Here is a 14,949-nt window from a genome sequence, read left to right as displayed (position 1 = left end):
CAATCGAATTGTTGTCTAGCTCACAGGCTAAATTGATTTACTTTTCACACCATTAACATCTCTGTAAACTGTTAGCGGTCTGAAAATAACTGTTTAAAACAAATCTCTCTTAAACATAAAAAATCGATACCCACTCAGCCTGTTAGGGATAATGACTACAAGAGGTCAAAATGAGCAAAGAAATTAAAGCCCAAGTTGTTGTACTTGGTTCTGGTCCTGCTGGTTACTCCGCTGCATTCCGTTGTGCGGACTTAGGTCTTGAAACTGTACTAGTTGAACGTTACAGCACGCTTGGCGGTGTATGTCTGAACGTGGGTTGTATCCCATCTAAAGCACTGCTTCACGTTTCTAAAGTAATTGAAGAAGCGAAAGCGATGGCTGACCACGGCGTTGTGTTCGGTGAGCCTCAAACAGACATCAGCAAAATCCGCATCTGGAAAGAAAAAGTTGTTAACCAACTAACTGGCGGCCTAAGCGGTATGGCTAAGATGCGTAACGTAACAGTAGTTAACGGTTACGGTAAGTTCACTGGCCCTAACTCTATCCTTGTAGAAGGCGAAGGTGAGCCAACAGTTGTTAACTTTGACAACGCAATCGTTGCGGCTGGTTCTCGTCCAATCAAACTGCCATTTATCCCGCATGAAGACCCACGTATTTGGGACTCTACTGACGCTCTAGAACTAAAAGAAGTGCCAGAAAAACTGCTTATCATGGGCGGTGGTATCATCGGTCTAGAAATGGGTACGGTTTACCACTCTCTAGGTTCTAAAGTTGAAGTTGTTGAAATGTTTGACCAGGTAATTCCTGCAGCAGACAAAGATATCGTGAAAGTATTTACTAAGCGTATCAAAGACAAGTTCAAGCTAATGCTAGAAACGAAAGTAACAGCAGTTGAAGCAAAAGAAGACGGTATCTACGTTTCAATGGAAGGCAAGAAAGCGCCAGCTGAAGCTGAGCGTTACGATGCGGTTCTAGTTGCTATCGGTCGTGTACCAAATGGTAAGCTAATCGACGGTGAAAAAGCGGGTCTAGAAATTGACGAGCGCGGCTTCATCAACGTTGATAAGCAAATGCGTACTAACGTTCCTCACATCTTCGCGATCGGTGATATCGTTGGTCAACCAATGCTTGCTCACAAAGGTGTGCATGAAGGTCACGTAGCTGCTGAAGTTATCTCTGGTAAGAAGCACTACTTCGACCCTAAAGTTATCCCTTCAATTGCGTACACTGAGCCAGAAGTGGCTTGGGTTGGTAAGACTGAAAAAGAAGCGAAAGAAGAAGGCATCAAGTACGAAGTAGCAACATTCCCATGGGCAGCATCAGGTCGTGCAATCGCATCTGACTGTGCAGACGGTATGACTAAGCTAATCTTCGACAAAGAAACTCACCGCGTAATCGGTGGTGCTATCGTTGGTACTAACGGTGGTGAACTACTTGGTGAAATCGGCCTTGCGATCGAGATGGGCTGTGATGCAGAAGATATCGCTCTGACTATCCACGCTCACCCAACTCTACACGAGTCTGTAGGTCTAGCTGCTGAAGTATTTGAAGGTTCAATCACTGACCTGCCAAACAAAAAAGCAGTTAAGAAGAAGTAAGCTTTTTCTGACTGAATGATAGAAGCCGCTGCATTGCAGCGGTTTTTTTATGCTTGTTATATAGGAATATAAATGTGTGCTTAGCAGACAATAAAAAGCCCACCAAACGGTGGGCTGACATATATTACGAGCTAAGCTTTAGTGTTCACGGTTGTAAATGCAAAGCATATCTAAGTATGAATTCACTAGATGTTTCAGCTCCGCTTCACCTTTAGCGCGGTTCGCTTGGACAAACAGTGAGTAACAAATACCGTGGAACAGGTTTGCCAAGTGTTCTGAATCGTGCTGGTCACACACCTCACCGCGTTCAATTGCTTTAATGAACATGTTTTGTACCAGCAACTGGTTAGTACGGTTAGTTGAAACAAACAATGGCCATACTTCATCACGTGTTGAAGCACTCCACTCGAACCATACTTTTAGCCAGTGACAGTCTTGGCTGACAAGCTCGATCATCGCATTAGTAATATTGGCGATGTTTTCACGTGCATGTAAGTCTAGGTCTATGTTATCCGATAGGAAGTTTGAGAACTGACGTACGACGTGATTGAGAACTTCATCCACCAAGTCTTCGCGTGTAGGGAAGTAGTTAAAAACAGTCGCTACAGAAACTTGAGCAATTTCTGCGATATCTGCGTGACCACCACGACCGATGCCGCGGCGCGCAAATACTTCCAATGCGATTTCCATTAACTGTTGCTTACGCTTAATTGGAGAAAGCCTAGTTCTAGGTCTCTTTGCAATTGAGTCCATATCCATTTTCCTTGCCATTTGAGTTGATATTGGGGGTAACCCCCTAATTGATTATTTTAATAGTTGCTTAAAGCAGTGATGAGTGTAATGGTGCATATGCACAAGGTCAACATCTGTAGAACAATTTATATACAGTAATGTCATTATTATTGATAAATTTAGCTATGAACTTTATAAAACTAAGACCTTCTTCCAAGATTTTTTGGCAACAGGATGCGACTTTCAACCCAATGAACGTGGTGATACACTACACGCCGTAAGATTAGGTGATCGTTTGCGTGCGACTTACCTCAACCCACAAATTTAGATTGAGCACAGTATGAAACATACAATAGAAGTCATGATTTCTGAGCAAGAAGTTCAGGAGCGAGTTCGTGAATTAGGCAAACAAATTACAGAGCGTTATCAAGGTAGTGAAGATCTTGTGTTGGTAGGCTTATTGCGTGGCTCATTTGTATTTATGGCAGACTTGGCACGTGCTATCGAACTGACTCACCAAGTTGATTTTATGACTGCGTCAAGCTACGGCAATACGATGGAAAGCTCACGTGACGTTCGTATCTTGAAAGATTTGGATGATGACATCAAAGGTAAAGACATTCTGCTTGTTGAAGACATCATTGACACTGGTAACACACTAAATAAAATCCGTGAGATTCTTTCGCTACGTGAGCCGAAGTCTATCGCTATTTGTACGCTCCTAGATAAGCCATCTCGTCGTGAAGTGAATGTTCCTGTGGATTGGATTGGTTTCGAAATTCCAGATGAATTTGTCGTTGGGGTGGGTATTGATTACGCGCAGAAATACCGCCACTTACCATACATCGGTAAAGTTGTACCTCAAGAATAATCATTGAGAGCAGCATTAAAAATATAAAAAAAACGCCCATCTAAGATGGGCGTTTTTTGTTCAACTTTTAGATATGACTTAGCGACAAAGCAGCTTGTTATCTGTATTTAGAATCGTCGAAAGAGCTTTCTGGTAAGACGCTTCTACGGTTTCCTTAGAGTTAGAACGAATGCCTAAGTACTCTAAGCGACCATCTTCAATTCCGTATACCACACCATGAATTTCAACATCTTGTCCACGCTCCCAAGCGTTTTGCAGGATGGTTGAGTTACCCAAGTTGTACACTTGCTCTGCAACATTAAGCTCGCCTAGTTTATCCGCTCGATCTTGTTGCGGCATTTGATCTAGGTAAGTGCGGTGTTTGAAATAGATATCTCTGATATGTAACAGCCAATTATTAATAAGACCTAGCTTAGGGTTATCAATGGCTGCATTTACGCCACCACATCCATAGTGTCCACAGACAATGATGTGTTTAACCTTAAGAACGTCTACGGCGTACTGGACGACGGATAGACAGTTGAGATCAGTATGGATAACTTGGTTTGCAACATTCCGATGAACAAAGAGTTCACCTGAGTATAGTCCGGTTAGTCGCTCGGCAGGGACGCGGCTATCAGAGCAGCCAATCCAAAGAAAATCAGGCTTTTGCCCCTCAGCGAGTTTTGCGAAGTATTCAGGTCGATCAGATTTGATCTCTTGAGACCATTTCGAATTGTTTTCAAATAACTGTTTTATTTCCGGCATTTTGCAAACTACTTCCCTTAAAAGACAAAATCGCTGCCGCTGTTTGTGTGCACATGCAAGCGATCAGTGTTGTAACTATACACAATGTTACAATTTCGATCTCGTTAAATATTCGTCAGATAGGACTCATCTGACTAGTTTTCATTAAGAAAAAAGTAAAATCTGGTGAAACTATTTGTGGTGTGAATTTAGCCTTAATCTATTTATGGTTTAAATTTTCGCCTAGCTCGTTAAAGTAGTGATATTTTACTTTTTAAAATTGAATGCAGGGAAAATCAGCAGTGTTCGGTAGTCGTTTTGAAGATATCAATTTCAAAGGGGATGTATTTGGCGGGGTAACCACGGCGATTATCTCTCTCCCTCTGGCGTTAGCGTTTGGTGTTGCATCCGGAGCCGGTGCTGAGGCCGGCCTTTGGGGGGCAATAATGGTCGGTTTGTTTGCCTCGTTATTTGGTGGTTCTAATACGTTAATATCAGAACCGACAGGGCCAATGACGGTAATCATGACCGCAGTATTAACCAGTATGATGGCGAAATACCCAGAAACGGGCATGGCTATGACTTTCACGGTTGTCATGATGGCTGGAGCGTTCCAAATCCTATTGGGGACGTTAAAACTGGGTAAATACGTTACCTTGATGCCTTACAGCGTTATTTCTGGGTTTATGTCTGGCATAGGTGTGATTCTTATCATTCTGCAGTTATCGCCTTTGATGGGGCATGCTGCGCCTTCAGGGGGAGTACTCGGAACGTTATCTGCTTTGCCGGAGACCATTTCTAACCTTAAGTTCAGTGAGTTGTTTTTGGGACTACTGACTTTGGGGATTCTTTTTTTCTTCCCTAAGCAATATCGTAAATACGTTCCTGCACAGCTCGTGGCATTGGTCGCGGTGACTTTATTGTCTGTGATTCTCTTTGATACAGAAGATATTCGTCGTATCGGTGAAATTCCTGCTGGGTTACCTTCTCTCGTCGCCCCTTATATTGACACAGATATGTTTGTCGAGATGGTCATTGATGCATTAGTGCTCGGCACGTTAGGTTGTATTGATACTTTGTTAACGGCGGTTATCGGTGACTCATTAACTCGTAAAGAACACGACTCAGATAAAGAGCTGCGAGGTCAAGGGTTAGCTAACATGATCTCTGGCTTGTTTGGTGCGCTGCCGGGGGCGGGAGCTACCATGGGGACGGTAACGAATATCCAAGTTGGGGCTCGTTCGCCATTATCTGGTGTGATTCGCGCACTAATGTTGGCGTTTGTTGTACTGGTTGCTGGTGGGCTAACAGAGCCAATCCCGATGGCTGTGTTAGCAGGCATTGCGGTGTATGTTGGCTTTAACATCCTAGACTGGAGCTTTATTCAGAGGGCACATAAGGTAAGCTTTTCCGGAATGGCGGTGATGTATGGCGTTATGTTGCTTACAGTATTCGTTGATCTTATCGTTGCGGTGGGTTTAGGCGTCTTTATCTCGAACATTATCATCATCGAGCGTTTGAGCCGAGAGCAGGCGCGACAAGTAAAAGCGATCAGCGACGCGGATGAAGATGATGTGCCGCTGACTGACAGCGAGCGTGGTTTGTTGGATCGTGCTAATGGTAAAGTGCTGTTCTTTTATCTTTCCGGTCCGATGATCTTTAGTGTTTCTAAAGCCATTTCACGTCAGCACTCTAGTATTTCGGACTATGACGTGATGATTCTCGATCTTACGGATGTACCAATGATTGATGTAACCGTCGGTTTGGCGTTAGAGAATGCGATTAAGGATGCTCTCGATGCCAATTGTGCCGTGTATTTATTATGCCCGAATGAGCGAACACGAGAACAGCTAGAGAAATTCCATGTGATTGACCTTGTCCCGGATGAAAATATGTACCAATTCCGTTACGAAGCATTGAATGCGGCGGTGGCACATGTTGAGGCAGACCAGTATCAGCGCATAACGGCGTAATCATTCTGACAGTTAAAAACGCAACAGTTTCCTGTTGCGTTTTTTTATGCTCTATTTTGTCTTACTTAGAGATAACCTTTACGAGGTAAGGGTTATATTTCCAATATTATCGAAAGGTTTATTTGTAATCATCGTTATTCAACGATAAACTGATGGACCTCCAGTACGATACCCAAGGCGATTTTGTAGTAAACCGCTGCTGAATATGAGTCGGTATTAGTAATCACAAACAAACGGCAATCAAGACCTTATGTACGCATTAGAAATTGAACAATTGCGCAAGACGTATGCAGGTGGCTTTGAGGCGTTAAAAGGTATAAGTCTCCAAGTGAAAAAGGGTGACTTCTACGCGCTTCTGGGTCCCAATGGTGCAGGAAAATCGACCACGATTGGCATCATTTCCTCCTTAGTGAATAAAACCTCCGGAACGACGAAAGTTTTCGGTTATGACATTGATACCGACCTCGAATTGGCCAAGCAGAATTTAGGCTTGGTGCCACAGGAGTTCAACTTCAACCAGTTTGAAACCGTTGAGCAAATTGTGATGCAGCAAGCTGGCTATTACGGTGTGTCTAAAGTATTAGCCAAAGAAAGAGCAGAAAAATACCTGAAAAAATTGGATTTATGGGAAAAACGCCAAGAGCGTGCTCGTAACCTATCCGGTGGGATGAAGCGTCGTTTAATGATCGCAAGAGCTTTGATGCACGAGCCGCAATTACTCATTTTAGATGAACCAACGGCTGGAGTGGATATTGAACTACGCCGCTCAATGTGGGGGTTTCTGAAAGAGATCAACCAAGAGCAAGGAATTACGATTATTTTAACGACACACTACCTAGAAGAAGCGGAGATGCTGTGTCGAAATATCGGCATTATTAATCGTGGTGAGCTGATTGAAAATACCACCATGAAGGCGTTACTAGGTAAGCTAAGCGTCGAGACATTTATCTTGGATATTGAGTCAGAAGTCGAGGTGCCTGAGCTTGAAGGTGTTAATCGACAAAGTATTGTTGATGGCTCTTTAGAGATAGAACTAGATAAGAGCCAAGGATTGAATTCGGTATTCAGTCAGTTAACAGAGCATGGCATTAAAGTTCTCTCAATGCGTAACAAAGCCAACCGACTTGAAGAGTTGTTTGTCAGCATTGTAAGAGAGGGGAGTAATTAAATGTACGGTTTATATTGGACGGCATTTCGCAGCTTGCTGAGCAAAGAAGTCACTCGTTTTACACGTATTTGGGTGCAAACCTTAGTGCCGCCAGCCATTACGATGACGTTGTACTTCATCATTTTCGGCAATCTTATTGGCTCTCGAATTGGTGAGATGAGCGGCTTTAGTTACATGGAGTACATTGTTCCAGGTTTGATCATGATGTCGGTGATCACTAACTCATACTCGAACGTGGCGTCGTCATTCTTTAGTGCAAAGCTACAGAAGAATATTGAAGAACTGCTGGTGGCACCGGTACCAAACTATGTGATTATTGCTGGCTATGTGATGGGCGGCGTGACTCGAGGTTTGTTGGTCGGTGCAATTGTTACTTGTGTGTCACTTTTGTTCGTTGATTTGCAAGTGGAGCACTGGGGCATTATTGTCGCGACTGTCTTCATGACGTCGGTGGTATTTGCTCTCGGTGGCTTGATCAATGCGGTTTACGCAAAAACGTTTGATGATATTTCGATCATCCCTACGTTTGTATTGACTCCTTTAACTTACTTGGGAGGAGTCTTTTATTCGATCAGTCTGCTGCCTGAATTTTGGCAAGGCGTTTCTAAGATCAACCCAATCGTCTACATGGTGAATGCGTTCCGCTACGGCTTTTTAGGTGTCTCGGATGTGGGCATTGTCACTTCATTTAGTGTACTTGCAGTGTTTGTTGTTGCACTGTATGCCATTGCGCATTATCTAGTAACCAAAGGGATTGGGCTAAGAAGCTAAGCCATTCTCATAAAGCAAAGAGCGGCGATTCACGCTGCTCTTTCGCATGCATAACAATACATACCCATACAATTTTTCGGTTTTTATCATGGTAGGTTTCAATCATTTGTAATAAATGAGTGATCCTATGAATATTGTCCCGCCGCCGCCTTTCTCCTATCAGTTACTTAAGCCCAAATATTGGTCTGTATGGCTGGCATTTGGATCTTTAGCGATTCTTGTTAATGTACTGCCATACGTAGTATTGCGAATCTTAGGTAGAAGCATCGGCTGTATTGCGATGCATGTAATGAAGCGCCGACACAAGATCGCTCTGCGTAATCTCCAGCTGTGTTTCCCTGATTTTACGGATTGGCAATGTAAGGACGTAGTACGAAAAAACTTTCAATATACTGGAATGGCGATCATCGAAACCGGTATCGCTTGGTTTTGGCCAGATTGGCGGATACGTCGGATAACCTCTATTGTTGGAAAAGATCGTTTACTCGCTGAGGAAAAGAATGGACGTGGTGTGTTGGTGGTGTGCAGTCACCATTTAAACTTGGAGATAACCGCTCGTATTTTTAGCCAGTTTGCCCAAGGTTATGGCGTTTATCGCCCAAATTCGAATCCTGCTTATGAGTTTATTCAACATCGAGGTCGAACTCGTTTTGGACATCAAATGATTGATCGAAAAGACGTGAAATCAATGCTCAAAGTTCTGAAAAAGGGTCATCGACTTTGGTATTTGCCCGACCATGATTATGGCGTTAGCCATTCTGTTTTTGCGCCGTTTTTTGCTGTTGAACAAGCGGCGAGTACCGTCGGGTCTAGTGTTCTCATTGATGCAACAAAGTGCGCTGTTATATCTGGCGTTACAGTGAGTAAAAATCACCATTACACGCTGTACATTGGAAAAGACATTAGCGAGCGTTTCGAGAGACGTAATGCGGTTAAAGCGGCAAGCATCTTGAACCAAGAGCTTGAGAAAATGATAAAACGTGATATTCCAGCGTGGATGTGGCTGCACAAGCGGTTTAAAACTCGCCCTGAAGGGTTAGATTGCGTCTATACGTAGAGTATAAAAAAGGTCGACTAAGAGTCGACCTTTTTACTTTTATGACTCAGAGCTTACTCTGCGCTCTCTGAGTTTGTATTGTTAGATTCAGCTTCTTCCTTCGCTTCGACAACCATATCTACCGTTTGGTTATCGATAAGACGAGCCTTGCCTAGGAACGCAGACATCAGAATGACAGCTTGTGTCGTTTCTGGTGTGATCACTTGTAATGTACGAGCATCACGAATGAAGATCTCATCAGGGTGCAGACCTGCAGCTCGAAGTTGGTCGCTTGCATCTTCGATGATCGATGCGTAGTCATCGCGGCCACCGCGAATGGCACTACTGATCCAACGCATTGTACGAGCAAGTACAGGAGCACGTTGACGCTCGTCCAGCGTAAGCAAGCCATTGCGTGAACTCATTGCTAAACCGTCCATTTCACGTACGGTTGGTACACCGATGATTTCAATGTCCATTGCTAGGTCATCAACCATCTTGCGGATAACAGCAAGTTGTTGGAAGTCCTTCTCGCCGAAGCACGCGACATCCGGTTGTACGATGTTAAACAGCTTATTCACAATCGTCGTCACGCCACGGAAATGACCTGGTCGAGACGCGCCTTCGAGAATTGTTGATAGGCCAGGGACATCGACGAAGGTTTGCTTATCCAGACCTTCTGGGTAGATAACTTCTGGTGTTGGCGTAAATACCACATCGACCCCTTCAGAGGTTAACTTGCTTAAGTCTTCCTCTAGCGTGCGTGGGTAATTATTTAAATCGTCAGCACGATCAAACTGCATCGGATTAACAAAGATGCTTACGACAACGATATCAGCGTATTCGCGTGCTTTACGCACTAAAGTTAAGTGGCCTTCGTGAAGGTTGCCCATGGTAGGGACAAACGCCACTTTACGACCTTCACGTTTAAAGGTTTTAAGGTGTTCACGAACTGCTGAGATTTCCGCAAAAGTTTGCATGCATTTATCCTCTAGGCAATGGTATGAGCGTCGTCTGGGAATACACCGTTGGCTACATCTTCAATGTATTTAGTAACGGCTTTGCGCATATCACCTGTTTCAGCAAGAAAGTTTTTGGAGAATTTCGGCATGTAGTTGGCAGAAATACCGAACATATCATGCATTACGAGAATTTGACCATCTGTTACGTTACCTGCACCAATACCGATAACAGGAACGTCAAGCACTTGCGTAATACGTTCAGCAAGCTCAGCTGGTACGCATTCTAGTAAGACGATTTGAGCGCCTGCTTCTTGCAGCGCTAATGCGTCTTTTACCATGCGGTCTGCTTTTTCTTGATCGCGACCTTGGATTTTGTAACCACCAAAAATATTAACAGCTTGAGGAGTTAAACCAAGATGAGCACAAACTGGAACTGATCGTTCAGTGAGCATTTTCACCGTGTCGACAAGCCAGTCACCACCTTCAATTTTTACCATATTGGCACCAGCACGCATCAGTTTAGCCGCATTTTCGCAAGCTTGCTCTGGCGTGGTGTAGCTCATGAATGGCATGTCTGCCATCAACAAACAATTTGGGCTACCAGCACGTACGCAACGAGTATGGTAAGCGATATCATCGACCGTTACTGGCAGAGTATCGTTGTGACCTTGCAAAACCATACCTAGAGAATCACCAACAAGAAGTACTGGCATTTCTTGGCTTTCAAACAGTTGGGCAAAGCTCGCATCATAAGCGGTTGAAGTAGCAAATTTACGACCTTCTTGCTTCCACTTGATTAGGTCGTTGATGGTCATTTTTTTCATGGTTTTATCCTTACTAGGAGTTGGCTATGACTGCCAGATACTGAGGCCGTTTCTATCTACTTGTTCCAGTAGTTCAGAGACCTCGGTCCCATCAGGGAGTTGTAAACTTGGTGCAATTTCCGCAAGAGGGTAGAGTACGAATTCACGCTCTTTCATTCCATAATGAGGAACGATCAGCCTCTCGGAATTAATCACCTCATTGCCATAAAGCACAATGTCGAGGTCCAAGGTTCTTGGTCCCCAGCGTTCGTCTTTACGGACACGCCCTTGTTCTTGCTCTATAGCTTGTGTGCAATTGAGCAATTCAATAGGCGTCAAACTGGTGTTAATAGACACAACCGCATTGATGTAATCCGGTTGGTTTTGTGGCCCCATTGGCGTGCTGCTGTATAGCGAAGAAGCTTGAACAAACTCTGATTTAGGCAGCGTTTTTAATGCTTCAATCGCTTGCTTCGCTTGGCTGACAGGATCCGCCAAGTTACTGCCTACCGCAATGTACGCTGTAATCATGATTTGGGCTTACTCTTTTTCTTGCGATAAGTTTTACGGCGGCGCTGGCCTGTTTTCGGTGATTGACCGTCTAAGTCGGCAGCCATTGCTTGACGCATTTCTCGGCCTGCATTTTGAAAAGTTTCCCACCACTTGGCAAGCTTCTGAGTGTCACCACCTTCAATTTCACCGCGCATTTCAAGAAAATCAAAGCCAGCTCTAAATTTATTGAGCTCCATAAGACGGAATGCACGTTTACCGTTACGTCGTGGAAGACGAAGCTGTAACTGCCAAATCTCGCGAATGGTTGCGGTGTGGCGTCTTGGAATGGCAATTGTGCGAACTTGCTCGTCAAGAATGATGTTGCTCGCTTCCATAATGGCGTCGTAATGGCCTAAGTTGCGCTCTTCCATCAGTTCATCGGCTTTCGCACACAGTGGGTACCACAGCATTGCAGCAAACATAAATGCTGGATTGATGCGTTTCCCATCTTCGATGCGCATGTCGGTAGAATCTAGGACAAGATCCAACATCTGCTCAGTATGAGAGGAGTAATCTTCTGTAAAGTGCGCTGCAATCGTCGGGAATAGTTGCTGGAGTAGGTTGTACTCACGCAGTAGGTGGTAGGTTTCTAAGCCATGACCGGATTGCAATAATTTGAGTGACTCTTCAAAAAGACGCGCTGACGGAATGTCACCGAGCAACGGTGCCATGTGTTCGATTGGCGCTGCGGTGTCTTCTTCAATATCAAAGTCTAGTTTTACCGCGAAACGAACCGCACGCAGCATGCGCACAGGGTCTTCACGGTAGCGTGTTTCTGGATCACCAATCAGTCGAATTAGGCGATCTTCTAAATCTTCAATACCACGTGCGTAGTCGTGAATCGAGTAATCTGCGATGTTGTAGTACATCGAGTTAATCGTGAAATCACGGCGCTCAGCATCTTCATCGATGGTGCCGTAGACGTTGTCACGCAGCAGCATACCCTCTTTTGATTGCTGAGAAATGCTCTTATTCTTTTGCTCTTGGTGGTGACCACGGAATGTCGCAACCTCAATGATGTCTCGGCCAAACATAATATGAGCCAAGCGGAAGCGGCGACCAATCAAACGGCAGTTACGAAATAGCTGTTTGATCTGTTCCGGAGTTGCGTTGGTCGCAATGTCAAAATCTTTTGGTTTTTGTCCAAGCAGTAAGTCTCGAACCCCGCCACCCACAAGAAAAGCATCGAAACCAGCACCATTTAGGCGGTACAGTACCTTCAGCGCATTATCACTGATCTGCTTACGCGAAATGTTGTGCTCTTCACGAGTTATTACATTGAGAGCGAGCTCTGGAATTGTGGCAGGTTCGCTTGGTGTATAGTCGTTTGTATTCATGTGCATCTGGCAATAACTGGGTTTAATCCAATCTTGCTTTGGTTAGTTTTATACGCCTCTAGGGCCTAATTTGCGGCTAATGATAGCCTACACAATGCCATTTGAGAATCACGGTGTGATCTCGATCTCTGCTGGAAGCTGTTCCAAGCGCCAGTTTTCGCAGCCCCAACGAAGAATATCTTCTATGTTGGCCGCCCTTACGGTTTCAGGTATCTCGAAACCTAAAAATGTCATGGCGCGCAATAGAGTAGGTTTTGGTGTATCTATATCAATAGCCGTCGCGTGATTTTGTTTCGACAATTTATTGCCGTTGTTGTCCATCGCCAATGGTAAATGCAAGTAGCTAACTTCAGGCTGACCAAGTATTTGGTACAGGCTAATTTGACGCCCAGTCGGCTCGATTAAGTCTGCACCTCGCACGACTTCTGTGACGCCTTGGTCGATGTCGTCCAATACTACCGCAAGATTATAAGCAAATAATCCATCTCGACGTTTAATAATGAAATCTTCATTAACGAGTTGCTCTGGAATAGTAATGGTTCCCCGCTTTTGGTCGAGGAAATGAGCGACAGGCTTGGTCATTTTTAGGCGAATCGCGCCGTCTTTCAAGTTTTTATCGCGGCAAGTGCCAGGATAAAAACCGCCATGCTCTTTAATTTGCTTACGAGTACATTGGCAATAATAGGCTTCTCCATTTTCGAGCCATTTGTTTATTTGAGCTTGGTAAAGGTCGTGACGTTCGCTCTGGTATACCACTTCTCCATCCCAATGCAGCTGATAGGCCTTGAGTGCCTCTAGGATAAGTTGCGCTGCACCTGGCATTTCTCTTGGTGGGTCTAAGTCCTCAATACGTACTAACCAAGCTCCGTTTTGTGCTTTCGCTTGAAAATAACTGCCAAGAGCGGCAATCAGTGAACCAAAATGCAGTGGACCAGAAGGAGACGGGGCGAATCGACCTACATAGCGTGTCATGCGTGTATCTCGAATTTAGTAAACAAATAGGGTGCGAAGATAGCCAAAACAAAAAGGGAGCCTGAGCTCCCTTCAACAATCATAATGCTGGGTGATTAACCTTGCATTTGCTTCTCTTTGATTTCTGCAAGTGTTTTACAGTCAATACAAAGGTCAGCGGTTGGACGTGCTTCAAGACGGCGAACGCCAATCTCTACGCCACAAGACTCACAGAAGCCAAAATCGTCTTCTTTGATTTTATCCAAAGTCTTTTCAATCTTCTTGATCAAACGGCGTTCGCGGTCACGGTTACGCAGTTCTAGGCTGAACTCTTCCTCTTGAGAGGCGCGGTCAACTGGATCTGGGAAGTTTGCTGCTTCGTCCTGCATGTGGTGAACAGTACGATCCACTTCAGCTCTTAGCTGGTCGCGCCAAGCTGTTAAGATTTTCGTAAAGTGTTCAACCTGCTCTGGTGACATGTACTCTTCACCAGGTTTTTCCTGATATGGCTCCACGCCGGCAATGGCTAGGATGCCTATCGTTTTCTTCTTTGATTCTGGCATACAGCATCTCCTACTTACACCTAGTCAACTGCTACGCAGTCAATTTAAGGCGGGTATCTATAGCAAAAAGAGGCGGTGCAAGCAAATACTGAATCGCAAAGTTATCGTCAATGTGAAGACGACATCATTTTTTCTCTTAATTGATAAAATCAATAGCGGAAATCAGCTTCATTCCAGTATCGCTCAGTTCAGCTTTGTAGCAGAGAACTTCCACTCCAGCGTCTTGTGCTTGTTTGAGTAATAGTGAATATTTCGCGTCTATATGGTGCGCCGCGGATACTTTTTCAATACCTGAATGTAAAACAGTGAATAAAAGTATGGCTCTACTTCCATTTTGTGCCATTTCTGTGAGCTCTCTCAGGTGTTTTTGTCCCCGAGTCGTGACCGCATCTGGGAAGTATCCTTGTCCAGTAGAGTCGGTCTCATCAAGAAGAGTGACGCTTTTCACTTCTATATAGCACTTTGGCTTGTCGTCTGCGCTGAGCAAGATATCAATTCGGCTATTTTCATTGCCGTATTTCACCTCAGTTTGAAGTGTGTCATAACCACAAAGCTCTGAAATGACATTATTTTCAATAGCCTCTACGGCTAATTGATTGGCACGCGCGGTGTTGATACAAATACGGTGGCCTTGTTCGGTCTCACTCAACTCCCAACTATTGGGGTATTTTCGTTTCGGGTTGTCGGAAGTAGAAAACCAAACCTTGTTTCCGGGCGTTGCACAACCCGTCATTGCACCTGTATTTGCGCAGTGGATTGTACGGGTTTCACCAGTATCGAGCTCGATATCGGCAAGAAAGCGTTTATAACGTTTGAGTAGAGTGGCGGACTCTAAAGCGGGTGTGAAATGCATTTGCTTATTTAGACAAAAAATTTTTTATGTACAATGTTGCCACCATTACACCA

Annotated in this window: 15 protein-coding genes; 6 read left to right on the top strand and 9 right to left on the bottom strand. The window is 44.4% G+C overall.

Translation table 11 applies throughout. From position 1 onward, the window contains the following. Positions 1–170 precede the first annotated feature (170 nt). Positions 171–1,598: a dihydrolipoyl dehydrogenase gene (lpdA, locus tag R7P36_RS09100; protein WP_005379993.1), complete on the top strand. Its 1,428-nt coding sequence runs from the start codon at positions 171–173 to the stop codon at positions 1,596–1,598. Positions 1,599–1,736: 138 nt separating this feature from the next. On the opposite strand, the gene opaR is transcribed toward lpdA, so the two are convergent. Continuing rightward, complete coding sequence (gene opaR / locus R7P36_RS09095) at positions 1,737–2,351, bottom strand: transcriptional regulator OpaR (protein ID WP_005379994.1); 615 nt, start codon at positions 2,349–2,351, stop codon at positions 1,737–1,739. Positions 2,352–2,670: 319 nt separating this feature from the next. On the opposite strand from opaR, the gene hpt reads away from it, so the two are divergent. Next, positions 2,671–3,201 carry a hypoxanthine phosphoribosyltransferase gene (gene hpt, locus R7P36_RS09090; protein WP_005379995.1) on the top strand — a complete coding sequence of 177 codons (531 nt, stop codon included), beginning with the start codon at positions 2,671–2,673 and terminating at the stop codon, positions 3,199–3,201. Between the two features lie 78 nt (positions 3,202–3,279). Here the strand turns inward: hpt and can are convergent, their stop codons facing one another. Next, a complete protein-coding gene (can, locus tag R7P36_RS09085; RefSeq protein ID WP_005379996.1) occupies positions 3,280–3,948 on the bottom strand; it encodes a carbonate dehydratase in 669 nt (222 codons plus the stop codon). A 281-nt stretch (positions 3,949–4,229) separates the two neighbouring features. On the opposite strand from can, the gene R7P36_RS09080 reads away from it, so the two are divergent. From R7P36_RS09080 to R7P36_RS09065, 4 genes are all read left to right on the top strand, one after another. Then, the gene (locus R7P36_RS09080; RefSeq protein WP_213899258.1) at positions 4,230–5,900 is read left to right on the top strand and encodes a SulP family inorganic anion transporter; all 1,671 of its coding nucleotides are present in this window, start codon (positions 4,230–4,232) and stop codon (positions 5,898–5,900) included. Positions 5,901–6,150: 250 nt separating this feature from the next. After that, positions 6,151–7,068 (top strand): ABC transporter ATP-binding protein, encoded by a 918-nt coding sequence (locus R7P36_RS09075; RefSeq protein ID WP_005380000.1) that lies wholly within the window; start codon positions 6,151–6,153, stop codon positions 7,066–7,068. After that, on the top strand, positions 7,069–7,839 hold the full coding sequence (locus R7P36_RS09070; protein ID WP_005386598.1) for an ABC transporter permease: 771 nt from the start codon (positions 7,069–7,071) through the stop codon (positions 7,837–7,839). It abuts the gene before it with no gap. 127 nt (positions 7,840–7,966) lie between these two features. Then, a complete protein-coding gene (locus R7P36_RS09065) occupies positions 7,967–8,896 on the top strand; it encodes a Kdo(2)-lipid IV(A) acyltransferase (RefSeq protein ID WP_025768188.1) in 930 nt (309 codons plus the stop codon). Between the two features lie 53 nt (positions 8,897–8,949). On the opposite strand, the gene panC is transcribed toward R7P36_RS09065, so the two are convergent. From panC to sfsA, 7 genes are all read right to left on the bottom strand, one after another. Continuing rightward, complete coding sequence (gene panC, locus R7P36_RS09060) at positions 8,950–9,855, bottom strand: pantoate--beta-alanine ligase (RefSeq protein ID WP_005380005.1); 906 nt, start codon at positions 9,853–9,855, stop codon at positions 8,950–8,952. Positions 9,856–9,866: 11 nt separating this feature from the next. Continuing rightward, entirely contained in the window at positions 9,867–10,661 is a 795-nt protein-coding gene (gene panB / locus R7P36_RS09055) for a 3-methyl-2-oxobutanoate hydroxymethyltransferase (RefSeq protein ID WP_005386592.1), read from the bottom strand. Between the two features lie 24 nt (positions 10,662–10,685). Then, positions 10,686–11,171: a 2-amino-4-hydroxy-6-hydroxymethyldihydropteridine diphosphokinase gene (folK, locus tag R7P36_RS09050; RefSeq protein ID WP_017635910.1), complete on the bottom strand. Its 486-nt coding sequence runs from the start codon at positions 11,169–11,171 to the stop codon at positions 10,686–10,688. Continuing rightward, positions 11,168–12,535: a polynucleotide adenylyltransferase PcnB gene (pcnB, locus tag R7P36_RS09045; RefSeq protein WP_213899259.1), complete on the bottom strand. Its 1,368-nt coding sequence runs from the start codon at positions 12,533–12,535 to the stop codon at positions 11,168–11,170. The genes folK and pcnB overlap by 4 nt, the downstream gene beginning before the upstream one ends. A 102-nt stretch (positions 12,536–12,637) precedes the next feature. Further along, complete coding sequence (gluQRS, locus tag R7P36_RS09040; protein WP_005386586.1) at positions 12,638–13,501, bottom strand: tRNA glutamyl-Q(34) synthetase GluQRS; 864 nt, start codon at positions 13,499–13,501, stop codon at positions 12,638–12,640. Positions 13,502–13,596: 95 nt separating this feature from the next. Beyond that, positions 13,597–14,043: an RNA polymerase-binding protein DksA gene (dksA, locus tag R7P36_RS09035; protein WP_005386584.1), complete on the bottom strand. Its 447-nt coding sequence runs from the start codon at positions 14,041–14,043 to the stop codon at positions 13,597–13,599. Positions 14,044–14,179: 136 nt separating this feature from the next. Further along, positions 14,180–14,896 carry a DNA/RNA nuclease SfsA gene (gene sfsA, locus R7P36_RS09030; protein WP_213876183.1) on the bottom strand — a complete coding sequence of 239 codons (717 nt, stop codon included), beginning with the start codon at positions 14,894–14,896 and terminating at the stop codon, positions 14,180–14,182. Between the last annotated feature and the right edge of the window lie 53 nt (positions 14,897–14,949).

Source organism: Vibrio sp. 397, assembly GCF_033339395.1.
GTDB classification, from domain to species: domain Bacteria; phylum Pseudomonadota; class Gammaproteobacteria; order Enterobacterales; family Vibrionaceae; genus Vibrio; species Vibrio alginolyticus.
The sequence above is the reverse complement of the archived record's forward strand: the minus strand, read 5'-3'. Positions and strand labels throughout refer to the sequence as shown.